The 24,738-nt window shown below is 54.6% G+C and carries 23 protein-coding genes; 15 read left to right on the top strand and 8 right to left on the bottom strand.

Going from position 1 to position 24,738, the window contains the following annotated elements:
• Positions 1-33: 33 nt before the first annotated feature.
• Both H6A25_RS00900 and H6A25_RS00895 read left to right on the top strand, forming a co-directional pair.
• On the top strand, positions 34-324 hold the full coding sequence (locus tag H6A25_RS00900) for a hypothetical protein (protein ID WP_204750132.1): 291 nt from the start codon (positions 34-36) through the stop codon (positions 322-324).
• A 16-nt stretch (positions 325-340) separates the two neighbouring features.
• Positions 341-511, top strand: a complete 171-nt coding sequence (locus H6A25_RS00895; protein WP_177614155.1) for a hypothetical protein — start codon at positions 341-343, stop codon at positions 509-511.
• Between the two features lie 125 nt (positions 512-636).
• Here the strand turns inward: H6A25_RS00895 and H6A25_RS00890 are convergent, their stop codons facing one another.
• From H6A25_RS00890 to H6A25_RS00870, 5 genes are all read right to left on the bottom strand, one after another.
• Complete coding sequence (locus tag H6A25_RS00890; protein ID WP_204750131.1) at positions 637-1,563, bottom strand: TDT family transporter; 927 nt, start codon at positions 1,561-1,563, stop codon at positions 637-639.
• A 6-nt stretch (positions 1,564-1,569) separates the two neighbouring features.
• Positions 1,570-2,112, bottom strand: coding sequence for a C-GCAxxG-C-C family protein (locus H6A25_RS00885; protein WP_204750130.1), 543 nt, complete (start codon positions 2,110-2,112; stop codon positions 1,570-1,572).
• A gap of 267 nt (positions 2,113-2,379) precedes the next feature.
• Positions 2,380-3,552 (bottom strand): NAD(P)-dependent malic enzyme, encoded by a 1,173-nt coding sequence (locus H6A25_RS00880; RefSeq protein WP_204750129.1) that lies wholly within the window; start codon positions 3,550-3,552, stop codon positions 2,380-2,382.
• 46 nt (positions 3,553-3,598) lie between these two features.
• A complete protein-coding gene (locus H6A25_RS00875) occupies positions 3,599-4,564 on the bottom strand; it encodes a transketolase family protein (protein WP_204750128.1) in 966 nt (321 codons plus the stop codon).
• A gap of 1 nt (position 4,565) precedes the next feature.
• Positions 4,566-5,417: a transketolase gene (locus H6A25_RS00870; RefSeq protein WP_204750127.1), complete on the bottom strand. Its 852-nt coding sequence runs from the start codon at positions 5,415-5,417 to the stop codon at positions 4,566-4,568.
• A gap of 522 nt (positions 5,418-5,939) precedes the next feature.
• Here H6A25_RS00870 and H6A25_RS00865 point away from each other — a divergent pair.
• Together H6A25_RS00865 and H6A25_RS00860 are read left to right on the top strand one after the other, a co-directional pair.
• Positions 5,940-6,911: an ornithine cyclodeaminase family protein gene (locus H6A25_RS00865; RefSeq protein ID WP_204750126.1), complete on the top strand. Its 972-nt coding sequence runs from the start codon at positions 5,940-5,942 to the stop codon at positions 6,909-6,911.
• 23 nt (positions 6,912-6,934) lie between these two features.
• Positions 6,935-7,234, top strand: coding sequence for a DUF6506 family protein (locus tag H6A25_RS00860; protein WP_204750125.1), 300 nt, complete (start codon positions 6,935-6,937; stop codon positions 7,232-7,234).
• A 926-nt stretch (positions 7,235-8,160) separates the two neighbouring features.
• Here H6A25_RS00860 and ppdK read toward each other — a convergent pair.
• Entirely contained in the window at positions 8,161-10,788 is a 2,628-nt protein-coding gene (gene ppdK / locus H6A25_RS00855) for a pyruvate, phosphate dikinase (protein WP_204750124.1), read from the bottom strand.
• Positions 10,789-10,912: 124 nt separating this feature from the next.
• Entirely contained in the window at positions 10,913-11,929 is a 1,017-nt protein-coding gene (gene mnmA / locus H6A25_RS00850) for a tRNA 2-thiouridine(34) synthase MnmA (RefSeq protein WP_345941565.1), read from the bottom strand.
• 341 nt (positions 11,930-12,270) lie between these two features.
• On the opposite strand from mnmA, the gene dnaA reads away from it, so the two are divergent.
• The 11 genes from dnaA to nifU all read left to right on the top strand — a co-directional run bounded on the left by dnaA (position 12,271) and on the right by nifU (position 23,755).
• Positions 12,271-13,569 (top strand): chromosomal replication initiator protein DnaA, encoded by a 1,299-nt coding sequence (gene dnaA / locus H6A25_RS00845; protein WP_243423117.1) that lies wholly within the window; start codon positions 12,271-12,273, stop codon positions 13,567-13,569.
• A gap of 231 nt (positions 13,570-13,800) precedes the next feature.
• Positions 13,801-14,913: a DNA polymerase III subunit beta gene (dnaN, locus tag H6A25_RS00840; protein WP_204750122.1), complete on the top strand. Its 1,113-nt coding sequence runs from the start codon at positions 13,801-13,803 to the stop codon at positions 14,911-14,913.
• A 37-nt stretch (positions 14,914-14,950) separates the two neighbouring features.
• Positions 14,951-15,172 (top strand): RNA-binding S4 domain-containing protein, encoded by a 222-nt coding sequence (locus tag H6A25_RS00835; RefSeq protein WP_204750121.1) that lies wholly within the window; start codon positions 14,951-14,953, stop codon positions 15,170-15,172.
• Positions 15,163-16,278, top strand: a complete 1,116-nt coding sequence (gene recF / locus H6A25_RS00830; protein WP_204750120.1) for a DNA replication/repair protein RecF — start codon at positions 15,163-15,165, stop codon at positions 16,276-16,278. The genes H6A25_RS00835 and recF overlap by 10 nt, the downstream gene beginning before the upstream one ends.
• Positions 16,279-16,288: 10 nt before the next feature.
• Complete coding sequence (remB, locus tag H6A25_RS00825; RefSeq protein ID WP_204750119.1) at positions 16,289-16,567, top strand: extracellular matrix regulator RemB; 279 nt, start codon at positions 16,289-16,291, stop codon at positions 16,565-16,567.
• Positions 16,568-16,646: 79 nt separating this feature from the next.
• A complete protein-coding gene (gene gyrB / locus H6A25_RS00820; RefSeq protein ID WP_207750784.1) occupies positions 16,647-18,566 on the top strand; it encodes a DNA topoisomerase (ATP-hydrolyzing) subunit B in 1,920 nt (639 codons plus the stop codon).
• A gap of 27 nt (positions 18,567-18,593) precedes the next feature.
• Entirely contained in the window at positions 18,594-18,851 is a 258-nt protein-coding gene (locus H6A25_RS00815) for a PspC domain-containing protein (RefSeq protein ID WP_204750118.1), read from the top strand.
• Positions 18,852-19,027: 176 nt separating this feature from the next.
• Positions 19,028-21,550: a DNA gyrase subunit A gene (gene gyrA / locus H6A25_RS00810; RefSeq protein WP_204750117.1), complete on the top strand. Its 2,523-nt coding sequence runs from the start codon at positions 19,028-19,030 to the stop codon at positions 21,548-21,550.
• Between the two features lie 8 nt (positions 21,551-21,558).
• Positions 21,559-21,996, top strand: coding sequence for a ribonuclease HI (gene rnhA / locus H6A25_RS00805; protein ID WP_204750116.1), 438 nt, complete (start codon positions 21,559-21,561; stop codon positions 21,994-21,996).
• Between the two features lie 131 nt (positions 21,997-22,127).
• Positions 22,128-23,291 (top strand): cysteine desulfurase NifS, encoded by a 1,164-nt coding sequence (nifS, locus tag H6A25_RS00800; RefSeq protein WP_204750215.1) that lies wholly within the window; start codon positions 22,128-22,130, stop codon positions 23,289-23,291.
• 20 nt (positions 23,292-23,311) lie between these two features.
• The gene (gene nifU / locus H6A25_RS00795; RefSeq protein WP_118427973.1) at positions 23,312-23,755 is read left to right on the top strand and encodes a Fe-S cluster assembly scaffold protein NifU; all 444 of its coding nucleotides are present in this window, start codon (positions 23,312-23,314) and stop codon (positions 23,753-23,755) included.
• Positions 23,756-23,800: 45 nt separating this feature from the next.
• Here nifU and H6A25_RS00790 read toward each other — a convergent pair whose 3' ends face one another.
• Complete coding sequence (locus H6A25_RS00790) at positions 23,801-24,652, bottom strand: YitT family protein (protein ID WP_243423115.1); 852 nt, start codon at positions 24,650-24,652, stop codon at positions 23,801-23,803.
• Positions 24,653-24,738: the final 86 nt, after the last annotated feature.

Raw genomic sequence — 24,738 nt, 5'->3', positions numbered from 1 at the left:
GCTACATACTTTAAAAATGATGGAGGAAACACAATGAAAGCATATGATATGATCCACAAGCAGGAAGTGGAAGTGGACCGGAAGGGCCTGATCGACCTGATGCTCAACAACCGGCAGATCGACCTGAAGTTTGCCCAGAAGAAAACCGATGGCGACGGCTACCTCACCTGGGATGCAGAAAACTGGACCACTGTGGACGGCAAGCGCTTCATCCGCTGCTACTCCCTGGAAGGCCGGGTGCTCCGTGACTCCACTACCCACAACATCTACGATCTGGACAACGACTTTTTCCCTGAGCAGGCTGAAAAAGTAGAGATCAACTAAGCTTTTCTTCGGATTTATGGAACTGACCCCGTTGGCCTTGGGTGTTCTGTGCTTTCTCATCGGCAGCATCTGCCTGAAAAAAGAAAAGCACTACAAGACCTTTTTCATTCTGGCCATTTTGTGTTTTGCCGCCACACTGGTACTTTCCATCCTGCGCTTGCTGGACGGCATGACCATTCCTTTATAGCGATAACCATATGCAAAAAAACCGCCGGACAAAACCGGCGGTTTTTTATCCACAACCTGTGGACAAGTATTGTGGATACTTTGCGCAAAAAAATGCCTGAGATTAACTCTCAGGCATTTTTCGATTTATTTCGCTGTCTGCTTAGGTTCTTGAAACAGAAAGATCAGATACCGAATCAAGGCATAAAGGGTGGTGCAAGTGGCGATGATGGTCTCCACCAATACCACCGTATTCAAAAAGGCCATGGGGTTTCCCAGATTGGCCGCGCAAGCCATCAGCTGTTTGGAAGCGATAGCGCTGATGACAAAGGGAAAGGTATAGGCGGAATAGCTGGGGAAGAAGGGCAGCTTCCAATATTGCACAAACTTGATACAGGCCAGCACAAAGAGTACCGTCGCCACGGCCCACAAAACAGTGAGCAGGGACAAGGACTTGGGTGTGACCGACTGAATATACCCGGCAATGCACAGACTGGTAGGTGCGGCATAAATACAGATGACCGGCTTGGCCGGATCGGGAACCGGCCTTTTCACATACCGCATGGTCACCAAAATCAGCAGGACCACCAGAGCCACAATGCCAAACCAGACACAGGCCGATCCGATGGACTCGGTCCCAAAGGCCGGTGCAGTGATCCCGGCCATGGCAATACCCACATAGACGATAAACCAGCTGGCAAAAACCTTTTCTATGGAAAAATGCAGCAGAAACTTCACAGTGAAATAGAGGATCATCACCACATGGATGGCCACACCCACAAACCAAATTGCTTTGGCTGGAGAACCAATATATGGTTTCACATATGTGGCTAACATCATCACAGCCATGGGAAAGGCACAGAACACGCTGGCCATGATGGGATTTTCCATCTCTCCCAGGAATTTTTTCAGATCCAGGACCACGCCGATGAGAAACATCACCATCAGCACGGCGCCTACTGCGCCGCACAAAAGCCGCAGTCCTTCGGAGTAGGACTGGAGCAGATTGCCCAGGCCGAACATGCCCAATATCACAGCACAAATAGGGATGGGAACTTTCTTGAATACATTCATGCTGCACTATGCCTCCAGCGGAGCCACTCTGGTTTTAATGTACTCCTCATAGGGCAGAACGGTGATCTCTCCTTCTGTGGGAATGCCCAGCTCTCTGGCGATGATCTCAGCGGCCTTGGCTGCACAAATGCCGGTGTAATAAATGCACTGGCTCTTGTGGCCGCCCTTGGACATATCAAACTCACGGGTGAGGACGCGGCAGCAAGCAACGCCTTTGGTGTTGTTGTCTTTAAACCAATCATGAAGCTCCTTGGTCAGACCCATACACTTGACCACATTGGGATCGGTGGGACCTTTGTGCTCGGTGCGGCCAAAGAACATACCGATGGCCAGAACACCGCCGTTGAGAGCGCCGCAGATGCAGCCCGATTTCCCCACACCAATGGCCATACCGGAGGCCATGCGGATCACATCTTCCGGCACATCCAATTCAAAATTGGAACGGATGATTTCCATCACCGCTTCACAGCAAAAGAAGCCTTTGCGGAACGATTCTTCCGCTTCCTTCTGAATTTTTGTCAGATTGATGGATTTTGCATTGACTTTCATATCTTGTACCTCCTGAACATCTCACTTTTCCCCAGGGTTTGTTAATTATATCACAACTTTTTTATGCTGTAATCCATTATTCGAAAAAACGATCGTGTTTATATGTACTTATAGAGATTTCCAATAACAAAAAGGACGCTTGGATTTTATCCAAGCGTCCTTTTTGTTATTGATCAGCTACACACCCAGCCAAGCGGCCGGGCGAAAATCCTGCCTCTTCACCCATATAAGCCGGCGACCGGCCAGTATGGGGGCGCAGGCTCTGCGCTAGATGCGGGCTACGCCGGTTTTGCGGGCGGCTTCGGCCACAGCCTTGGCCACAGCGGGAGCCACTCTGGGATCGAAAGCGGCGGGGAGGATGTAATCGGCATTCAGCTCCTCGGGGGAGACAATGTCGGCAATGGCATAGGCAGCAGCAGCCTTCATCTCATCGTTGATGTCGCTGGCGCGCACATCCAGAGCACCGCGGAACACACCGGGGAAGGCCAGAACATTGTTGATCTGGTTGGGATAGTCGCTGCGGCCGGTGCCGATAACGGCAGCGCCGCCCTTCTTGGCCTCTTCGGGATAGATTTCAGGCACAGGGTTGGCGCAGGCAAAGACCATGGGATCCTTGTTCATGGTAGCTACCATCTCTGCGGTGAGCACGCCGGGAGCGGACAGGCCCAGGAACACATCAGCGCCCTTGACCACATCGGCCAGAGTGCCCTGCTTCTTATTCTTGTTGGTGATCTTGGCCATAGCGGCAATTTCAGGGTTGAGATCGGTGCGGCCGTCATAGACAGCGCCGCCACGGTTGACCAGGATCGCATCGCCAATGCCCATGGACAGCAGCAGGCGAGTAACAGCCACAGCGGCTGCGCCGGCGCCGGAAACCACCATGGTCAGGTCGCTCAGCTTCTTGCCGGTGAGGCGGCTGGCGTTGATCATCGCTGCGGCAGTGATGATTGCAGTACCGTGCTGGTCATCGTGGAAGATGGGAATATCGCACTCTTCCTTCAGGCGGCGCTCGATCTCAAAGCAGCGGGGAGCGGAGATATCCTCCAGGTTGATGCCGCCGAAAGAACCGGCCAGCAGCTTGACGGTGTTGACGATGTCGTCCACATTCTTGCTGCGCACGCAGAGGGGGAAGGCATCCACATCGGCAAAGGACTTGAACAGGGCGCACTTGCCCTCCATCACAGGCATACCGGCTTCGGGGCCGATGTCGCCCAGGCCCAGCACAGCGGTGCCGTCGGTGACAACGGCAACCAGGTTGCCGCGGCGGGTATATTTATAGCTCAGGTCCACATCCTTGCTGATTTCCAGGCAGGGCTCGGCAACGCCGGGGGTATAGGCCACGGTCAGGTCGTCGGCGTTTTCCACCTTGCAGCGGGCGATGACTTCGATCTTGCCCTTCCAGTCCTCGTGGGCCTTGAGAGCCCGTTCCTTGATATCCATAGTACAGATTCTCCTTTTATATTGTGATAAAATAGGAAAAGCGATGTTATTTGCGGCTGATGGCCTTCTGAGCGGCAGAGACAATGGCAGCGGCAGTCAGGCCGAAGCGCTCCTGGAGATAATCCACAGTGCCCACTTCGCCGAACTCATCCTGTACGCCCACCATTTCCACAGGCACCGGATGGCTCTTCGACAGAGATGCAGCCACAGCGCTGCCCAGGCCGCCCACCACATTGTGATTTTCAGCTGTGACAAAAGCGCCACACTTCTGGGCATAATTGCCGATGGTGTCATCGTCCAGAGGCTTCCAGGTGAAGCAGTCGATGACAGCAGCGGAAATGCCCTGTTCCTCCAGCACCTTGGCAGCCTTCAGAGCTTCGCTGACCATGATGCCCGAGGCGGCGATGCACACATCGGTGCCGTCCCGCAGCACGGGAGCCTTGCCCAGGGTGAAGGTGGAACCTTCCTCATAAATGCCCACGGCATTTTTCCGCAGCATCCGGATATAGAAGACGCCGTATGCGTCCTGAAGCATCTTGATCACCTGCTCCAGCTGCACGCTGTCACAGGGCTCAATCAGGGTGATCTTGGGAATGCTCATCAGGCAGCCCATATCCTCAAAGGGCATATGAGTGCCGCCGTTATATGCAGCGGTGACACCAGGATCGGAACCCACGATGCGCACATTCTGCTTGCCATAAGCGCAGGAGATGAAGATCTGATCCATCACCCGGCGGGTGGCAAAGGGGGCAAAGGAATGGGCAAAGGGAACCATGCCGGCGGCAGACAGGCCGGCGGCCATGCCCACCATGTTGGCTTCCTGGATGCCGCAATCCACAGCCCGATCGGGGAACTCCTTAAAGAAAGCCTGCATACCGGAGGAGCCGATCAGATCGGCATCCAGAGCACAGATGCGGCTGTCTTCCCGGGCCATATCGCACAGAGTTTTGCAGTACACTGCCCGCATTTCTTTCTCTTCGTTTTTCAGAGTCTCTTTCACTTTGTAGCTCATTTTACCGCACCTCCAGCGCTTCCCGGGCCTTGGCCAGCACCTGTTCGGCCTCGATCACCGAGGGGGCGATCTGCTCGGGCTTGAATTTCAGATGGTGGCAGGGGAAGGTTTCCATAGCCAAACGGCAGCCGTTGCCCTTGATGGTGTCCAGCACGATCATGGAAGGCTGACCCTTATGGGCTTTGGCGCTTTCCACCGCTTCCAGCAAAGCGTCCACATCATGGCCGTTGACCTTCTGCACATGCCAGCCGAAATCCTCGAATTTCTGTCCGATGTCGCCCAAATCCAGCACATCGTCCACAGCGCCGTCCAGCTGCTGCTTGTTCCAGTCCACGAAGGCAATGAGATTGTCCAGCTTCAGATGGGCGGCGGACAGAGCGCCTTCCCACACCTGGCCTTCATCACATTCGCCATCGCCCAGGATCAGGTAGGTGGTAAAATCCTTGCCCCGCATCTTGGCGCCCAGGGCCAGGCCCAGCGCCATGGAAATACCCTGGCCCAGAGAGCCGGTGGTCATGTCCACGCCGGGAGTCTTCAGCCGGTCGCAATGGCTGGGCAGTGTGGTGCCATTCTGATTGAGCGTCTTCAGCCGCTCCAGGGGGAAGAATCCCTTGAGAGCCAGGGTGGCATAGAGGGCCGGGCCTGCGTGCCCTTTGCTCATCACCAGCCGGTCTCTTTGTTCCATGGTGGGATTCTTGGGATCATAGTTCATCTGGCTGCCGTAGAGCACCGCCAGGGTCTCCACCACCGACATGGAGCCGCCTACATGGCCAAATCCCAGATGGGCCAGCTCTTTGATGGTCTCCACCCGGATCTCTTCGGCGAACACCCGCAGTTCTTTGTTTTTTTCCATGTTCGCAACACCCTCTATCCTTTGTTATTTGTGGGACATTTTGTTGTTTTTTTAACGATCACTGTCAGAAGAAGATCTTCAGATTGTTTTCATTATACCACAGCTGCAAGTCCATACAGACTTGCACGCCGCCAATGCGGCGTAAAATCAGCTTTGCTGATTTTTGCTATGGTGTAACATCAACAGCAGTCGTTTTGTAAACAAAACGACTGAATACACAGTATCCTGCCGCACATGTGCGGCAACTGTTGATATTATACCATGAAGCGAAGCGACATGGGATATTGGCCATGTTTTCGGTTGTCCCGCTTGCGGGACGAGAAAACGGCCGTAAAATCCAGTATAATAATCGTTCTGCGGTTATTATACCACACTGGTCCGCCGTGTGTCAGCATGGATTGTGAACATTTCCCCAGGGGGTACTTTTCTTTTTTTTGTTTTTCCGGCCTTTTTCATTTCTTCCCAAAGGCTTTTCTTTTTTCCTCTCATGGAGTATCATGGATACAAAAGGAGGGAAGCGCCATGCTTTATCTGAACAAACAGGACCTGATCCGCTCCATCACCCCCCAGGAAATGATGGATGCCATTGAAAAAGCCTATGGGCTTTTTACGGCCGGGAACTACTTTATGCCCGACCGCCCCACTGTGGAGTACCAGAACAAAACCATCGTCTATATGCCCTGTTTTGCCGATGGGGCCATGGGCCAGAAGATCCTCACCGTTTTTCCGGAAAATACCCAGCGGGGCCTTCCCGCCATTGACGGGCTGATGCTTTTGTGCGATTACGATACCGGCATCCCCCAGGTGATGATGGACGGCAAAGCCCTCACGGCCCTGCGTACCGGCGGAGTGGGCGGCGTTGCAGTACGCCATCTGTCCCAGGCCGATGCCTGTACTTTGGCCATCATCGGCGCCGGCGTGCAGGGAGCCAACCAGGCCGCCTTTGCCTGCGCTGCCCGGCCCATCGGGCACATCTATGTATACGATTCCTACGCAAAGGATCCGGCGCCGTTTATCCACAGGCTGGAGGAAGTTCTGGGGGAAGATCATCCTCCTGTCACATTCTGCTCTTCCCCGGAGGAAGCCGCCCGGCAAAGCCAGATCCTCATCACTGCCACCACATCCAATGAGCCGGTTTTCCCTGATGACAGCACCCTTTTTGCCGGAAAATGCTGCATTGGGGTCGGTTCTTACAAGCCCACCATGCGGGAATATCCCCCCTGCCTGTGGTCTTTGCTTTCCCAGGTCTATGTAGACCTTCCCTTTGCCTGTGAAGAAAGCGGCGATCTGAGCCAGCCTTTGCAGGAAGGGCTTCTGACCATGGATCAGGTATACACCATGGGCCAGCTCCTGGCAGGCCAGGCGCCAAGGCCAAAAGAAGGGGAGACCGCCTTCTTCAAAACGGTGGGCATGGCGCTGTTTGACCTGATCGCCGCCCAGGCCATCGCCCAGAAGGCCATGGAAAAGGGCATCGGTCAGAAAATCGAATTGTAACAGCAAAGGAGTGCGCCAACTGTATGAAACCCATTTTTGCTTTTATCCTCATGGGAGCCCAGTACGATCCGGAAAAGGATCAGGCCCATTTTGAAACCGAAAGCAAGCACACCTATATCTACACGGTGCAGAACTGGGAGCAGGCCAAAGACCGGGTGCAGGATCTGTACCAAAAAGGCTGCGGCGCCATTGAAGTGTGCGGCGCTTTCGGCCCGGAGAAAACCCGGGAGCTGATCGACCTGACGGAGGGCAAAGTGGCCATCGGCTATGTGACCCACTTTGCAGAGCAGGACGCCCTCTTTACCGCCTTTTTCGGCAAATAACCACAAGATATGCTATGTTGTCCCCAGGAAATATCCACAGGGTGTGGATAACCCCTGGGGATAACTTTTTGTAAAAAGGAGATAGATGATTGCACTTTGTTCAGAAAGACCTTTTTTCTTCAAAAACAGGCCATAAAAAACCGTGGGATTTTTCCCACGGTTTTTTCTGTTTTCAGCAACAATGCTTACTTGTTCAGCAGCTCCATGGCTCTGGCCTGGGCGGCGGCAAACGAATTACAGTTACAGCTAAATATATCCTTCCGGGTGTCATAACTCAATCCTTTTAGCCCTGGGAATCAAAAATCATTTCACCAGTCTTACCATCAATAAGGCAATCATGCTGCTCCCAATCAGGATCAGTGCAATCCACAATTACATTGATGTACTTTCCAAACGAGAAGTAAAGCTCCAGGAACTTTCTGCACTGTGTCAGATATTCAACATTCCTATCCAGGATATCTGCGAATATCCCAATGCAGCCACTTCAGATCTGGAATTATCCAGATTAACGAGCCGAAAAAACGCCAAACACTTAACAGTCAAGCATCTCAGCAATCCCTTTTGTGAAGGACGATACTATTGCTATTATTTTAGGCCAAAGCATTCCATTTCGATCAACCAGACGACAGCATCTAACCCTTCACATACGGGAAACTTAATTTGTCCAAAATTACGGAACTGGCTGCCGTGAAAATAGCAGCAAGCACAGATAAAATGCACTTTTGCGTTCCCATTTGGATTTGCAGAAACAGCCTAAAATAGCAATAAAACCCCCCGCCATTCCTTTTCGGGAATGCGCGGGGGGTTTGTCGATTAGATCGTAACCTCCACGGTCAAATCATGCCATTTTGACGGTTTTATGCCGTATCCATGGGAATTATAGAAGGTTTGCGCTTCGTCAAATCCAATGGTAAATGACAGCAGCTTTACTTGCGGGGGTTCTTGACGGCGGCCTGAGCAGCTGCCAGACGGGCGATGGGCACCCGGTAGGGGGAGCAGGACACATAGTTCAGGCCGATCTTGTGGAAGAACTCCACAGAGGCCGGATCGCCGCCATGCTCGCCGCAGACGCCCAGCTTGATGTCGGGACGGGTCTTCTTACCCTTTTCCACAGCCATCTTCACCAGCTGGCCGATGCCATCCTGGTCCAGGGAGGCGAAGGGATCCCGCTCCATGATCTTCTTGTCATAGTAAGCGTTGAGGATCTTGCCCACATCGTCACGGGAGAAGCCGAAGCCCATCTGAGTCAGGTCGTTGGTGCCGAAGGAGAAGAACTCAGCTTCCTGAGCGATCTCGTCGGCGGTAACAGCGGCCCGGGGGATCTCGATCATGGTGCCCACCAGGTACTTCATTTCCACACCGGACTGAGCGATGATCTCATCGGCGGTCTTGGTGACCACATTCTTGACAAATTTCAGCTCGCTCACCATGCCCACCAGGGGGATCATGATCTCAGGCTGGATATCCAGGCCAGTGGCCTTCTTCACATTGATGGCAGCCTCGATAACGGCACGGGTCTGCATCTCAGCGATTTCAGGATAGGTGACAGCCAGACGGCAGCCACGATGACCCAGCATGGGGTTGAACTCATGGAGATCAGCGATGATCTGCTTCAGCTCGGCAACTTCCATGTTCATCTCGCCGGCGATCTCGATGATATCCTCTTCCTCCTGGGGCAGGAACTCGTGGAGAGGGGGATCCAGGAAACGGATGGTGACCGGGCGGCCTCCCATGGCCATGAACAGGCCTTCAAAGTCACCGCGCTGCATGGGCAGCAGCTTCTCCAGAGCCTTGCGGCGCTGCTCTTCGTTCTTGGAGACGATCATCTCGCGCATGGCCTTAATGCGGTCGGCTTCAAAGAACATATGCTCGGTACGGCACAGGCCGATGCCTTCGGCGCCGAAACGGACAGCCTGCTCAGCATCCCGGGGAGTATCGGCGTTGGTGCAAACCTTCAGGGTGCGGATCTCGTCAGCCCAGCCCATGAAGCGGCCGAAGTCGCCGGTCATGGAAGCGGGAACGGTCTTGATCTCGCCCAGGTACACATTGCCGGTGGAACCGTCGATGGAGATGTAATCCCCTTCGCAGACCTTATGGTCGCCGATGAGGAAGTACTTCTCGTCTTCGTTCATCTTCACTTCGCCGCAGCCGGCTACGCAGCAGGTGCCCATGCCGCGGGCCACAACGGCGGCGTGAGAGGTCATACCGCCGCGGACGGTCATAACGCCCTGGGCAGCGGCCATGCCTTCGATGTCTTCGGGAGAGGTTTCCAGACGGACCAGAACCACCCTGCTGCCGTCCTGAGCCGCAGCCACAGCTTCAGCAGCGGTGAAATAGACCTTGCCGCAGGCAGCGCCGGGGGAGGCGGGCAGACCCTTGGTCACAGGAGTAGCGGCCTTCAGGGACTCATCGTCAAACCGGGGATGGAGCAGAGCGTCCAGCTGCTTGGGCTCCACCTTCATGATGGCCTCTTCCTTGGTGAGCATGCCTTCGTCCACCATGTCCACGGCGATCTTCAGAGCGGCCTGAGCGGTACGCTTGCCATTTCTGGTCTGGAGCATATAGAGCTTGCCCTTTTCGATGGTAAACTCCATATCCTGCATATCTTTATAGTGCTTTTCCAGCTTGTCGGCAATAGCGGCAAACTGCTCGTACACTTCGGGCATAACTTCTTTCAGCTGATCGATGGACTGAGGAGTCCGGATGCCGGCCACCACATCTTCGCCCTGGGCGTTCATCAGGAACTCGCCATAGAGGTGAGGATCGCCGGTGGCGGGGTTGCGGGTAAAGGCAACGCCTGTGCCGCTTTCGTCGCCGGTGTTGCCGAAGACCATGGACTGGACATTGACGGCGGTGCCCCAGGAGCTGGGGATGTCATTCATGCGGCGATAAACGATGGCCCGCTGGTTGTTCCAGGAACGGAAAACCGCCTTGACAGCACCCATCAGCTGCTCACGGGGATCGGAGGGGAAGTCTACGCCCAGCTTGGCCTTGTATTCGGCCTTGAACTGCTCGGCCAGCTTCTTCAGGTCGTCGGCATCCAGCTCGGTATCCAGCTTGACGCCCTTTTCGGCCTTCATCTCGTCGATGAGCTCTTCGAAATACTTCTTGCCCACTTCCATGACCACATCGGAATACATCTGGATGAAGCGGCGATAGCTGTCATAGGCAAAACGGGGGTTGCCGGTGATCTTGGCAAAGGATTCCACCACTTCGTCGTTGAGGCCCAGGTTCAGGATGGTGTCCATCATGCCGGGCATGGAAGCCCGGGAGCCGGAACGGACGGAAACCAGCAGGGGATTGTGGGGATCGCCGAACTTCTTGCCGGTGATCTCTTCCATCTTCTGCAGGTATTCGTAGATCTGATCCTCGATGTCCTGAGCGATCTTCTCCCCGTCTTCATAATAACGGGTGCAGGCTTCGGTGGAAATGGTGAAGCCCTGGGGCACAGGCATGCCGAGATTGGTCATCTCAGCCAGGTTGGCACCTTTGCCGCCCAGCAGCTCACGCATATTGCCGTTGCCCTCGGAAAACAGGTAAACGTACTTATGCATTTTCTACACTCCTTATGTGTTTCTATACAAAACTCTTGGTATCCAGGGATCAGAATGCAGACTGCTCCACATTCGGATTTATTATATCAGACAATTTCTCTCATTGCACGAAAAATTTTTGAAATCAGGGCTGTTTTTCAATATACCCCCCGCCAATGACCCGTCCATCCCGGTAAAAAACCGCCGATTGACCGGGGGAAGGGGCCCGCACCGGGGAGGAAAACTCCACTTTGGCCCGGCCTTCGGGCAGATAGGTCACAATGGCTTTGTCCAGGCGGCGGCTGTGGCGGATTTTCACATCGGCCTCAAATGGCTCCCCGCCATATTCCGGCGCCGTACGGCACAGGCTTTCCACCGTAATCACCTCAGCGGTGGGAGGGGTCAGGGAAAGAACCACCTGATTCTGCTCCGGCCGGATCTCCCTGACAAACAGCCGCCCCTCGGCTGCGATGCCCAGTCCCCGGCGCTGGCCCAGGGTATAGTGGTGGATGCCTTTGTGTTTTCCCAGAACATGCCCCTCTTCGTCCACAAAATCTCCGGGAGGCAATCCCAGGCCCCGCTGTTCCATGAAAGCGGCGTGATCCCCTTCCGGAATAAAGCAGATCTCCATGCTGTCCGGTTTCTCTGCAGAACTGAGCCCGGCCTTGCGGGCCAAAGCCCGGGTGTCTTCTTTGCTGGAAAGCTCCCCCAAGGGGAAGAGTATATGGTCCAGAAGAGCCGGCGGGAGACGGTAAAGCATATAGCTCTGGTCATTGGGGGAGGAGGACATATACAGTCCGGTGATGCCGTTTTCCAGCCGGCGGGTCACGGAATAATGGCCGGTGGCCACATAGGAAGCCCCCAACTCCTGGGCTTTCTGCCAGAGAACATGAAACTTCACCGCCGGATTGCAGAAAATACAGGGAATGGGGGTAATGCCCCGGCGATAGCCTTCCATAAAGGGGATAATGACCTTTTCTTCCAGCTGCTCTTTTACATCCACCGGCAAAAAGGGGATGCCCAGTTCCAAAGCGGCCTTGCGGGCTTCTTCCGCTCCATCGCTGCCGGTATCCAGATAAACACCGGTAACCTGATACCCTTTTTCCAGCAAAATGCGGGCACACAAGGCGGAATCCACGCCGCCGGACAGCCCCAACACCACTTTCTCCAAATCGTTCCCCTCTTTTCCATGTTTTGAATCCCGTCCATTGTACCCCACTTTTCCCCCGGGTGCAACAAAAAGGACAAAGGAGCAATTTTTTCAACAGCCTGTGGAGATTTTTGTGCACAACAAAGTTTTTCCGTTTTTTGCAAAATCCACCGGGGATATCTTCCCTTTTTTCCGCTGTTATATTATAATGTATTATATTTAGTTTATGGAATACTCCCCGGTTATCCACAGGTTATCCACCGATTTTTTGTTGTGCTGGGGAATTTATTGTGATACAATATAGTCTGCTGTTTTATAGGCTTTACAGAAAAATTTTGAATGGATGAGAAGATATGATGAGCCCTGCCGAACTGCTGCAAAATGTGATCCATGTGCTGGAACAGCAATTCACACCTGTTGTCATCTCCACCTGGTTTGGAGACGCCTCCGCCGTGACGGTGAAAGACGGCGTTTTTATTTTGCTCACCACCTCCCGCATGAAGCAGGAGATGATCGAAAACCGGTATGCACAGCCTTTCTGCGATGCTGTACGGGATCTGACCGGCAACGATCTGGCCCTGCGGGTGCTGTGCGGTGATGAAGAGCTGAGCCTGTGGAAGGCGGCCAACGAAGATACCGTCTATGCCAACTACACCTTTGAACGCTTCATCGTGGGCAGCAGCAACAAGTTTGCCCATGCAGCAGCCTATGCCGTGGCCCAGAAGCCGGCCAGCGCCTACAATCCGCTGTTTATCTACGGCCAGTCCGGACTGGGCAAAACCCACCTTCTCTATGCCATCGCCGGTTATATCGTCCGTACCCGTCCGGCCTACCGCATCGTCTATGTCAAGGGCGACGATTTTACCAACGAACTGATCAGTGCCATCCAGCGGGGCGATGTGGCATCCTTCCGGGAAAAATACCGCATGGCCGACCTATTGCTGGTGGACGATATCCAGTTTATCGCCGGTAAAATCAGCACCCAGGAGGAATTTTTCCACACATTCAACACTCTCCACGAATCGGGCAAACAGATCGTCCTCACTTCCGACCGGCCTCCCAAAGAGATTCTTACCCTGGAAGACCGTCTCCAGTCCCGCTTCGAATGGGGTCTGCTGGCCGACATCCAGCCCCCGGATTTCGAAACCCGTATGGCCCTGGTCAATGCGAAAACCGAAATGCTGGGAGCGGAACTGCCTCCCAATGTGGTGGAATACATCGCCTCCTCCATTACAAACAATGTGCGGCAGCTGGAAGGCGCGGTAAAAAAGATCTTCGCCAAACACTCCCTGATGGGCCGGGCCATCGACATGGCCCTGGCGGAAGAATGCATCCGGGACATCTTCAAGGCAAGTCCGGGCCTCAAGCCCACACCGGAACTGATCCTGGAAGAGACAGCCAACTTCTATAACATCACCACCGAGCGGATCTTGGGTTCGGCCAAAACAAAAGATGTGGTAGTGCCCCGGCAGGTGGCCATGTACCTGATCCGGGAAATGACCGACTTATCCTTCCCGGAAATCGGCCGGTTTATGGGAAGAGACCACACCACCGTGCTTCACGCCATCAACAAAACCCAGGTGCAGATCGAAAAAGACGAGAGCTTTTCCGCCGCTCTCAGCGACCTGAAAAAGAACATCCAGAACCGATAAAAGACAAAATCCACATTTTTTCCCCCAAGGGCTGTGGAAGGACGTGGACAGCTGTGGACAAAAAACAGGTTGTGGACAACCCCACAAAAAGAGAAAAATCATCCACACCCCCTGTGCAAGGCATGAGCCATTGAAACAGAAGACTTAGGGGAAACTTTCCACAAATCCACAGGCCCTACGACTGTTACTATAAAAATGAATAACAGATAAGAACTGAAAGGAGCCCGCAACATGAAGTTTACCTGTGAAAAAGCGGTGCTGAACGAAGCCATTTCCATCTGCATTCACGCCGTAGCCACAAAAAGTACCATCGCTGTATTGGAAGGTTTGCTCATTACAGCAGATGAAGAACTGACTCTTTGCGGCTACAATTTCAAAACAGGCATCAAAAAAACCTTTCCCGCTGAAATCAAGGAAAAAGGAAGCATTGTACTCAATGCTAAAATCTTCAGCGACATCGTACGCAAACTGCCGGACGATATGGTGGAGATCGTCTGCGACGATCACTACATGACCACCATCCGCTGCGGCATGAGCGAATTCAATCTGATCGGCGCGTCCCCTGCGGAATTTCCGGAACTTCCCAACGTGGAAAAAAGTCAGGGCATCAACCTGTCCTGCAAACTGCTGCGCAGCATGATCGACCATACGGTTTTCGCCGTATCCGACAACGAAAACAAGCCCATCCACACCGGCTCCCTCTTTGAAATCACCGGCAACCAGCTGACGGTGGTATCGGTGGATGGCTACCGGCTGGCCATGAGCCAGGAAGAAGTGGAAAACGGCAAAGGGGAAAATCTCTCCTTTGTGGTTCCCGGTGAAACACTGAAAGAAATCAGCCGTATCATTCCGGACAGCGAAGACAAAATGGTTCACATCTATCCGGAGAAAAAACACGCCCTCTTTGAAGTGGAAGGCACACTGGTGACCACCCGGCTTCTGGAAGGAGAATTTCTCAATTACCGCAATGCCATTCCCAGTGACTGCACCACAAAACTGGAAATCAACGTAAAGAGCATCATCGACTGCGTGGAACGAGTGAGCCTGATCATTTCCGAGCGGCTGAAAAACCCCGTCCGCTGCTGCTTTGAAGGAAACAGCCTGAAAATTTCCTGCGTCACATCCCTGGGGCGGGCTTACGATGAATGCACCATTGAAAATTGCCCGGAAAAAATCGAAATCGGCTTCAACAACCGGTATTTGTTGGACGCCCTGCGGGCCTGCCCGGAAGAAAAGGTGGTTTTGGAGCTGAAAAGCAGCCTGTCCCCCTGTGTCATCCGGCCGGTAGAAGGAACAAAATTCCTTTACATGGTGCTGCCTGTGCGGCTGAAAGCCGACGCCTGATCGAAAAACGTCGTTCCTTTTCACAAGGGAGGAGCTTATGGAAACCATTAAAATCCCCATTAAAACCCCATTTATCAAGCTGGACAGCCTGCTGAAATTTGCCAATCTATGCCAAAGCGGCGGAGAGGCCAAGGAGCGCATCCAGGGGGGCGAAGTGAAGGTCAACGGGGAAACCTGCCTGGCCCGGGGCAAAAAATGCGTGCCCGGTGACAAAATTTTGTTCGAAAACACTGAGGTGGAGATCACTTCATGCAGTTAGAAGCCATTCGCCTGGGGTATTTTCGCAACTATCAGGATGTTTCTCTCACTTTTCCCGAAGGAGTGACCATTCTGGCGGGAGAAAATGCCCAGGGAAAAACCAATTTGCTGGAGGCCATCTTTCTTCTCACCGGCGGCCGCTCCTGGCGGGCGGCACGGAGGGGAGATCTGATCTCCTTTCAGCAAAGCCAGGCCCGGATCGAGGCCAAGGTTTTTTCCCGGCAGCGGAAATTTTCCATGGAGCTGACCCTGCCCCGTACGGGGAAACTGCAAAGCACCGTCAATGGCGTCAAGCAAAAACGGCAGAGCGATCTTTCGGAAGTGTTTCGCTGCGTGCTTTTTTCCCCGGAGGATCTCTATCTGATCCGGGAAGGTCCGGCGGCCAGAAGACGGTTTCTCGACACCGCTTTGTGCCAGCTGCGTCCCCGGTATGCCCTGGCTTTGGGGGAATACAACAAACTGCTGGAGCATAAATCCAAAATTCTGCGGATGCAGGAGGAAAACCCCTCTCTTCTGGCGGTTTTGCCCGATTTTACCCGGCGTATGGCCAAATGCGGCGCCGCCGTCATCCGTTACCGGGCTTTTTTCGCTGAAAAACTGGCCCGGGAGGCCTACCAGATCCAGCAGACCATTTCGGGCTGCGGGGAAGAGCTTGTGGCAGAGTACCAGACGGTGTCCACGGTGAAAGATCCCAAGGCTTCGGAAGAGACCATCGAAGGCTGGCTTCTGGAGCATGCCGAGAGTCATGCAAAGGCCGAGCTGGCGGCGGGTCAATGCCTGACGGGGCCCCACAAGGACGATCTGCTGCTGAGTGTCAACGGTTCGGCGGCCCGGGGCTTTGCCAGCCAGGGACAGACCCGCACCGCTGCTTTGGCGCTGAAATTCGCCGAGCGGGAAATTTTCAAAGACGACCAAGGGGAATATCCGGTGATGCTGCTGGACGATGTGCTCAGCGAACTGGATTCCCGGAGACAGGAATATCTCATCGGAAAAACCGGCGGCGGTCAGGTGATCATCACCTGCTGTGAGCGCACCCAGCGGCTGCGTCAGCTGCAAGGGGCGGCTTTTCTGGTGGAAAAAGGGACCATATCTCCCTTAAGTCAGTGAGGAATGGAGTATGTATCTGCATTTGGGACGGGATATTGCCGTATCCCGGCGGACCATCGTGGGCATTTTTGATTTCGATACCGCCACATACGGCAAGCGCACCCGGGAATTTCTCACAAAAGCACAGAAGGAGGGGCGGGTGGTCACCGTCAGCGATGAACTGCCCAAAAGCGCCGTGGTCTGCGAAGAGGATGGCAAGACGGTGGTCTATATCTCCCAGATCTCCTCTCAGACCTTGCTGAAGCGGGCCAGCAGCCAGCCTTTGCCGGAAAATCTGCTGTCTTTTTGATCAAAACAGGAAACAAGCCATCCGCCCCGTGGACTTTTGAGCCGCGGCGGCAATTTCCATAGAACGCGAGGAAGAAGCAATGACTGATATCCAAAAAGTTGAAACCACTTATGACGAAAGTCAGATACAGGTGCTGGAAGGCCTGGAAGCGGTGCGGAAACGGCCGGGTATGTACATCGGCTCCACATCCCAGAGAGGCCTGCATCATCTGGTTTATGAAATCGTGGACAACGCCATCGACGAGGCGCTGGCCGGTTACTGCACCCATATCGAAGTGACCATTGAAAAGGACAATGTGATCTCCGTGCGGGACAACGGCCGTGGTATCCCGGTGGGTATTCACCATAAAATGGGTATTTCCACGGTGGAAGTGGTCTATACCATCCTCCATGCCGGCGGCAAATTCGGCGACGGCGGCTACAAGGTCTCCGGCGGCCTTCACGGTGTGGGCGCCAGTGTGGTCAACGCCCTGTCCCAGTGGCTGACGGTGGATGTGTATCTGGACGGCCATGTGCATTCCATCCGCTTTAACCGGGGCGTGCCGGAAAGCCCCCTGCACATCACCGGCGACACCAATGAGCGGGGCACCTTTGTGCGCTTCAAAGCCGATGACACCATCTTTGAAACGGTGGAATACGATTACGATGTGCTGCTTAACCGGCTGCGGGAGCAGGCCTTCCTCAACGCCGGCGTCACCATCACTTTCACCGACCAGCGGGACGATGAAAATATCCGGGTCAATGAGATGTGCTATCAGGGCGGTATCCGGGAGTTTGTGGAGCATCTGAACCGGAACAAGACGCCCCTCCATTCCGAAGTGATCTATCTGTCCGCTCAGAAAGAGGACAGCATGGCGGAAGTAGCCATGCAGTATAACGACAGTTATAACGAAAATATCCTCTCTTTTGCCAACGACATCAACACCACCGAGGGCGGCACCCACGAGACCGGCTTCAAATCGGCTCTCACCCGGGTGATCAACGATTATGCCCACAAATATAAATTCCTGAAAGAAGACGACAAAAACCTCTCCGGTGACGATACCCGGGAAGGTCTGACCTGCGTCATCAGCGTCAAGCTCACCGAGGCCCAGTTCGAAGGCCAGACCAAAACCAAGCTGGGCAACTCTGAAATGCGGGGCCTGGTGGATGGAGCGGTCTACGAGGCGCTGTCGGCCTATCTGGAGGAAAATCCCCAGACCGCCAAGACCATCATCGACAAATGCCTTACCGCAGCCCGGGCCAGGGAAGCGGCCCGGAAGGCCAGAGAGGCCACCCGCCGGAAAAGCGCATTGGAAAGCGCCTCTTTGCCGGGCAAACTGGCCGACTGCCAGGAAAAAGACCCCACCTATACCGAAATCTACATCGTGGAGGGCGACAGCGCCGGCGGCTCGGCCAAAAATGGCCGGGACCGGCGGTATCAGGCCATCCTGCCCTTGTGGGGCAAGATGCTCAATGTGGAAAAAGCCCGTCTGGACAAGGTGTACGGCAATGAAAAGCTGATGCCCATGGTCACCGCCTTCGGCGCCGGCATCGGGGATGAATTTGATATTTCCAAGCTCCGTTATGGCAAGATCATCCTGATGGCCGATGCCGATGTGGACGGCAGCCATATCCGTACCCTGCTGCTCACCTTCTTTTTCCGTTTCATGCGTCCTTTGATCGAAGGAGGCCATGTGTATATTGCCCAGCCTCCTCTGTATAAAATTGTAAAGGGGCGGAATGAGCCCCGGTATGCTTACAGCGACGATCAGCTGAAAGAGATCCTGCAGCAGATCCCCGGCGCCGAAGTCCAGCGCTACAAAGGCCTGGGTGAAATGGACCCGGAACAGCTGTGGGAAACCACTATGAATCCCCAAAACCGCACATTGCTCAAGGTGAATATGGAGGATGCCGCCGCAGCCGATGAGATCTTTACCATCCTCATGGGCGAGAAGGTGGAACCCCGTAAGAATTTTATCGAGCAGAATGCCAAGTATGTAAACAATCTGGATATCTGATCCTGCAAGCGGGAAAGGAGAGGTACTATGAAACGACTGCACAAAAGCCGCAATGATCGGGTGCTGGCCGGGGTATGCGGCGGCATTGCCGAGTTTTTCGGCATTGATCCCACCCTGGTGCGCCTGGCCTGGGCTGTAATGATCTTTTTCGGCGGCAGCGGATTGCTGCTGTATATCATCTGTGCTCTGATCATTCCCAATGACACAGGGGACAACTACTATGGCCCCTCCCAGAACCAGGGAATGAATATGGACGGCACCGACGAAGACGGCGGCTGGCGCTGATTGGGAAAACGGTTTTTTGCAGCCCTGGCCTTTGGGCTAGGGCTGTCAAAGACCGGGGGGTTCCTGCCACAGCCGTGCCTTGTGGGGCAAAGCTGTGGCAAGGATCTCATGTTAATTTGAACAAAAAGTAGATTTTTTACTGATAATACATATAGTATTTGAAAACAGGTGAAAACATGAGTGAAATCAACGATTTGACCTTTGAGGGCCAAACGATCATCGATGTGGATCTGGAAAAGGAAATGCGCAAGTCCTACATCGATTATGCCATGAGCGTCATCGTCAGCCGGGCCTTGCCCGATGTGCGGGACGGTCTGAAGCCGGTGCACCGGCGTATTCTTTACGCCATGTACGAAGACAATCTGACAGCGGACAAGCCCTACCGGAAATCGGCTACCACCGTAGGTAATGTGCTGGGCCGTTACCATCCCCATGGCGACGCTTCGGTGTATGATGCCCTGGTGCGTCTGGCCCAGGATTTCTCCCTGCGCTATCCTCTGGTGGACGGCCACGGCAACTTCGGCAGCGTGGACGGCGATCCTCCGGCAGCTTACCGTTATACCGAAGCCCGTATGGCCAAGCTGGCGGCCAATATGCTCAGCGATATCGAAAAGGACACCGTGGATTTTGTCCCCAACTACGACGACAAAATGAAGGAGCCTTTTGTGCTGCCTTCCCGGTTCCCCAATCTGCTGGTCAACGGTTCTTCGGGCATTGCCGTGGGCATGGCCACCAACATCCCGCCTCACAACCTGCGGGAGGTCTGCCAGGCCATCTGCTATGTGATCGACAACCCGGAAGCCACTTTGGAGGACATCTGCCGCTTTATCAAGGGGCCGGATTTTCCCACTGGCGGCATCATCATGGGCCGGGCCGGTATCCGGGCGGCCTATGCCACCGGAAGAGGGCGGATCATTGTCCGCTGCCGGGCAGAAATTGAAGAGCATGGACAGGGCCGGTTCCGCATCGTCATCACCGAACTGCCCTACATGGTGAACAAGGCCCGTCTGATTGAAAACATCGCCGATCTGCACAAAGAGCGCCGGGTGGAGGGCATCACCGATCTGCGGGATGAATCCGACCGGGACGGTATGCGTATCGTCATTGAGCTGCGCCGGGATGCCAATCCTCAGGTGGTGCTCAATCAGCTGTACCAGTATACCCAGATGCAGGAGACCTTCTCGGTGATCAATCTGGCCCTGATCCACAACCAGAGCCAGCCCCGGGTGCTCACCTTGCGGGAAATGCTGGACGAATACATTCGGTTCCAGTATGAAGTGGTGGAGCGACGCACCCGCTATGATCTGCGCCGGGCCCAGGAGCGGGCGCATATTCTGGAAGGACTGAAAATCGCCTGCGAGAACATCGACGAAGTCATCCGCATCATCCGCCAGAGCTATGACGATGCCAAAGTGCGCCTGATGGAGCGGTTTGATCTGTCGGATGTCCAGGCCCAGGCTATTCTGGACATGCGTCTGGGACGGCTGCAAGGGCTGGAAGTGGAGAAGATCGAAAACGAATTGGAAGCTCTGCACAAAAAGATCGCCGAATACGAAGATATTCTGGCTCATGCCGAAAAAATCTACGCCATTGTGAAGCAGGAGCTCACCGAGATCTGTGAAAAGTTCGGCGACGAGCGGCGCACCGAGATCTCCATGGTGGAAAATGAGCTGGACATTGAAGATCTGATCGAAGAAGAGCAGTGCGCCTATACCCTGACCCGACTGGGGTACATCAAGCGGCTGCCGGTGTCGGCCTACCGCACCCAGAAGCGGGGCGGAAGGGGCATCACCGCCATGGCTACCCGGGAAGAGGACATTGTGGAAACGGTGTTTACAGCTTCCACCCATGACCATGTGCTCTTCTTTACCAATCTGGGCAAGGTGCTGCGGCTGAAGGGATACATGATCCCAGAGGCCTCCCGCACCTCCAAGGGAACCAACATCGTCAATCTCCTTCAGCTGGAAGGGGGAGAGCGGGTCACCGCCATGATCCCCATCAAGGAATTCTGTGACGAAGCCTATGTGTTCTTTGCCACAAAACAGGGTGTGGTCAAGCGCACCCATCTATCCGATCTCCATACCGCCCGAAAGGCCGGCGTGCGGGTCATCACTCTCAATGAGGGAGATGAACTCATCGGCGTGCGTCTTACCGATGGACAGGACAAGGTGATCCTGTGCACCCATGACGGCCGGGGCATCCGCTTTGATGAGAAAGAAGTGCGCACCATGGGCCGTTCGGCTGCCGGTGTGCGGGGCATCCGCCTGAGTGAAGGGGACTATGTGGTGGGCGTGGCCTGCGACAGCGAAGGCCAGTATCTGCTCACCGTCACCGAAAACGGTTATGGCAAGCTGACTTCCCCCCGGGAGTTTACCGAGCATCACCGGGGCGGCGGCGGTATCATTGCCCACAATCTCACCGACAAAACAGGGCCGTTGGCCGGAATCAAGTCGGTGGATACCTATAACGACATTCTGCTGATCACCGATGAAGGCGTGATCATCCGCACCGGTGTGGAGACCATCCGGGTTTGCTCCCGTTCGTCTCAGGGCGTCAAACTGATGCGTCTGGATGAAGGGGTCAAGCTGATTTCTTTGGCCAAGGCCGATAAGGAAGAAGATGCCGGAGAAAGCTTAGAAAATACAGAAAATGGGGAAAATGCCCAGCAGTCCCAGCCTGAGCCGGAGAAGGGAGAATAAATCTCTCTATGAAGCAAGTGGAAGTATATACCGACGGGGCCTGTTCAGGAAATCCGGGCCCCGGAGGCTGGGGCGCCATTCTCCGGTTTCAGGGGATCGAAAAGGAGATCGCCGGTTTTGAACGGGAGACCACCAACAACCGGATGGAGCTCACTGCGGCCATCCAGGGCCTTTCCCGGCTGAAAGAGCCTTGTCAGGTGGAGCTTTACACCGATTCCCAGTATCTCTCCAAGGCCATCAACGAAGGATGGCTGGAAAACTGGAAAAAAAGAGGATGGGTGAAAAGTGACAAGAAGCCGGTGCTCAATGTGGAGCTGTGGCAGGCGCTGGATGCGCAGCTGAAACGGCATCAGGTGACCATTCATTGGGTCAAAGGTCATGGGGACAATCCTTTCAACAACCGGTGCGATGCTCTGGCCACCGGTCAGATCGCTCAAAAGCGGTAGAAAGGGAAAGCGTATAAAATTCCTGTTGCAATATACACTAAAATGGTGTATATTGAAGGCGGAGAAACAAATCTTTTTGCACAGCATCCAAGCATCATGCTTTGCAGGAAGCCACATAGAAAGGATGTTGCATCATGTTTGTTTATGCAGATAACGCAGCCACGACCCGCATCGCTCCCCAGGTGCTGGATGCCATGCTGCCTTATTTGAAAGAGGAATATGGCAATCCCTCCACTTTGTACAAGCTGGGCCGGGAGGCCAAAATCGCCATAGAAAAAGCCCGGGAGCAGGTGGCTCAGGTCATCGGCGCCAAGGCCGAGGAGATCTTTTTCACCGGCAGCGGCACCGAGGCCGACAACATGGCTCTGAAAGGGGTTCTCTATGGCCCCGCCGGCAAGGGGAAAAAGCATCTGATCACCACCAAAATCGAGCACCATGCTGTTTTGCATACCGCCATGGCTCTGGAAAAAGAAGGATTCCAGGTGACCTTCCTGGATGTGGACAAAAATGGCCGGGTGGATCTGGAAGAGCTGAAACAAGCCATCACACCCGATACTGCTTTGGTGTCCATCATGGCGGCCAACAACGAAGTGGGAACCATTCAGCCCATTGAAGAGATCGGAAAAATCTGCCGGGAAAAGGGTGTTTTGTTCCACACCGATGGGGTACAGGCCTTCGGCCACATGCCTTTGGATGTGAACAAAATGAACATTGACCTTTTGTCCCTGTCGGCTCATAAGATCAACGGTCCCAAGGGCAGCGGCGCTCTGTATATCCGCCGGGGGCTGGGCCTGCGCCCGGTGATCGAAGGCGGCGGCCAGGAGCGCAACCGGCGCAGCGGCACCGAAAATGTGGCCGGTATCGTTGGCCTGGGCCAGGCAGCTCAGCTGGCCATGGAGACCATGGAAGAAGAGTCGGCACGCCTGAAAGCGCTGTCCCAAAAACTCATCGACGGCGTGCTTCAGATCCCTGAGACCATTCTCACCGGCGATCCGGAAAACCGTCTGCCCGGTGCCTGCAGTTTTGCCATCAGCGCCATTGAGGGCGAATCCCTGGTGCTCTATCTGGATATGGAGGGCATCTGCACTTCCACCGGTTCGGCTTGCTCCACCGGCAGCCTGGACCCGTCCCATGTGCTTATGGCCATCGGCCTGTCCCATGAGGTCTCCCATGGCTCTCTGCGGGTGAGCCTGGGCCGGTTCAACACCGAAGAAGAAGTGGATTATATCATCGAAACACTGCCGAAGGTGGTGGAGAAGCTCCGGAGCATGTCCCCGGTGTGGAACCGCAAGTGATCGGCAAGGAGGAGTTTGTTATGCTGTATTCGGAAAAAGTTATGGACCATCTGGCCCATCCCCGGAATGTGGGTGAGCTGGAGGATGCCAATGCCGTGGGTGAGGTGGGCAACCTCAAGTGCGGCGATATCATGAAGATCTACATGAAGATCGATGAAAACGAAGTGATCCAGGATGTGCGTTTTCAGACCTTTGGCTGCGGCGCTGCGGTGGCTACCTCTTCCATGGCCACCGAAATGGTCAAGGGCAAGACGGTGAAGGAAGCTCTGGAGCTGACCAATGCCGCTGTGGCGGAGGCCCTGGATGGACTGCCTCCGGTGAAGATGCACTGCTCGGTGCTGGCGGAAGAAGCTGTCAAGGCTGCTTTGGCCAATTATTATAAGGGCCAGGGCAAAGACCCGGTCCAGTATGTGGGCTGCACCGGCGACTGCAAGGCCTGCCACGGGGAAGAAGATCATCACTAAAAAAGAAAAAAACGGCTGCATCTGAGATGCAGCCGTTTTTCTGTTTTATCGGTATTTTTTCTGCATGGAGAAGCCCCGGCCCTTGACTTCGGAAATACGGCTGACCATGAGGAAGCATTCCGGATCGATCTGATGGATCAGCTTTTCCGCCTTGGGCAGTTCCCGGCTGGACAGCACCGAAAGCACCAGCTGGGTATTCTGCCGCAGATAGCCGCTTTCTGTCTGGATCAGAGTGACGCCCCGGTTGAGATCCTGAAGGATGGCCTGGCGGATCTCTTCGGATTTTTCGCTGACCACCTTGATTTCGATGCGGGAAGTACCCATGAGCAGCATTTTGTCCAGCACCATGGTATAGATCATCACCAGCACCACGCCATAGAGCAGTTTTTCCGGGGACTGGAACAGCCCCTGGCTCAGCAGGATACACACATCAAAGAAGTACATACACACCGAAACCGGCGCCCGGAACAGTCGGTTGAGGATGAGGGGAGGGATGTCCATGCCGCCGGTGGAAGCGCCGGCCCGGATGACTAGCCCCAGGGAGGCGCCTACCCCCAGACCGGCAAAAAGGGTGCACAGCATCACATCTTCGGTGAGCATATAATCCCCCAGAAGCCGCTGCCAAAACTCCAGAGCCAGGGGATAAATAAAGCTGCTGAGCAGTGTAGTGGCGGCAAAACGGCGACCCAGCACGCACAGTCCCAAAAGCAGCATCACCATATTAAAGGCCAGCACAAAGGCGGAAATGGGCACTCCGATGAGATAATTGGCGGTGAGGCCCAGGCCGGTGGTACCGCCCATCACCAGTCCGGTGGGCAGAACAAAGAGCTTGACGGTGAGGGCATAGAGCAGATTTCCCGCAGCCACAATGGCAGCGGAAAGCATCCATTTTTTCAAAATCAGATCAATCCTTTCCCAGGTATTTTCACAAAAAAACGCTTGTCAGAGATTTTTCCTGACAAGCGTGGATCGGGCAGATGCCC

Source organism: Intestinimonas butyriciproducens (assembly GCF_016901775.1).
Taxonomy (GTDB): domain Bacteria; phylum Bacillota; class Clostridia; order Oscillospirales; family Butyricicoccaceae; genus Pseudobutyricicoccus.
Note: the sequence above shows the minus strand (reverse complement) of the source record. Positions and strands in the feature narration are given on the sequence as shown.

Coding starts and splice junctions, on each gene's coding strand:
- H6A25_RS00890 (WP_204750131.1), bottom strand. CDS start 1,563: ATGAATGTATTCAAGAAAGTTCCCATCCCTATTTGTGCTGTGATATTG.
- nifU (WP_118427973.1), top strand. CDS start 23,312: ATGCTGTATTCGGAAAAAGTTATGGACCATCTGGCCCATCCCCGGAAT.
- H6A25_RS00880 (WP_204750129.1), bottom strand. CDS start 3,552: ATGGATATCAAGGAACGGGCTCTCAAGGCCCACGAGGACTGGAAGGGC.
- remB (WP_204750119.1), top strand. CDS start 16,289: ATGTATCTGCATTTGGGACGGGATATTGCCGTATCCCGGCGGACCATC.
- dnaA (WP_243423117.1), top strand. CDS start 12,271: ATGATGAGCCCTGCCGAACTGCTGCAAAATGTGATCCATGTGCTGGAA.
- H6A25_RS00885 (WP_204750130.1), bottom strand. CDS start 2,112: ATGAAAGTCAATGCAAAATCCATCAATCTGACAAAAATTCAGAAGGAA.
- H6A25_RS00900 (WP_204750132.1), top strand. CDS start 34: ATGAAAGCATATGATATGATCCACAAGCAGGAAGTGGAAGTGGACCGG.
- H6A25_RS00895 (WP_177614155.1), top strand. CDS start 341: ATGGAACTGACCCCGTTGGCCTTGGGTGTTCTGTGCTTTCTCATCGGC.
- gyrB (WP_207750784.1), top strand. CDS start 16,647: ATGACTGATATCCAAAAAGTTGAAACCACTTATGACGAAAGTCAGATA.
- ppdK (WP_204750124.1), bottom strand. CDS start 10,788: ATGCATAAGTACGTTTACCTGTTTTCCGAGGGCAACGGCAATATGCGT.
- H6A25_RS00835 (WP_204750121.1), top strand. CDS start 14,951: ATGGAAACCATTAAAATCCCCATTAAAACCCCATTTATCAAGCTGGAC.
- recF (WP_204750120.1), top strand. CDS start 15,163: ATGCAGTTAGAAGCCATTCGCCTGGGGTATTTTCGCAACTATCAGGAT.
- H6A25_RS00860 (WP_204750125.1), top strand. CDS start 6,935: ATGAAACCCATTTTTGCTTTTATCCTCATGGGAGCCCAGTACGATCCG.
- gyrA (WP_204750117.1), top strand. CDS start 19,028: ATGAGTGAAATCAACGATTTGACCTTTGAGGGCCAAACGATCATCGAT.
- H6A25_RS00870 (WP_204750127.1), bottom strand. CDS start 5,417: ATGGAAAAAAACAAAGAACTGCGGGTGTTCGCCGAAGAGATCCGGGTG.
- rnhA (WP_204750116.1), top strand. CDS start 21,559: ATGAAGCAAGTGGAAGTATATACCGACGGGGCCTGTTCAGGAAATCCG.
- H6A25_RS00865 (WP_204750126.1), top strand. CDS start 5,940: ATGCTTTATCTGAACAAACAGGACCTGATCCGCTCCATCACCCCCCAG.
- H6A25_RS00815 (WP_204750118.1), top strand. CDS start 18,594: ATGAAACGACTGCACAAAAGCCGCAATGATCGGGTGCTGGCCGGGGTA.
- dnaN (WP_204750122.1), top strand. CDS start 13,801: ATGAAGTTTACCTGTGAAAAAGCGGTGCTGAACGAAGCCATTTCCATC.
- H6A25_RS00875 (WP_204750128.1), bottom strand. CDS start 4,564: ATGAGCTACAAAGTGAAAGAGACTCTGAAAAACGAAGAGAAAGAAATG.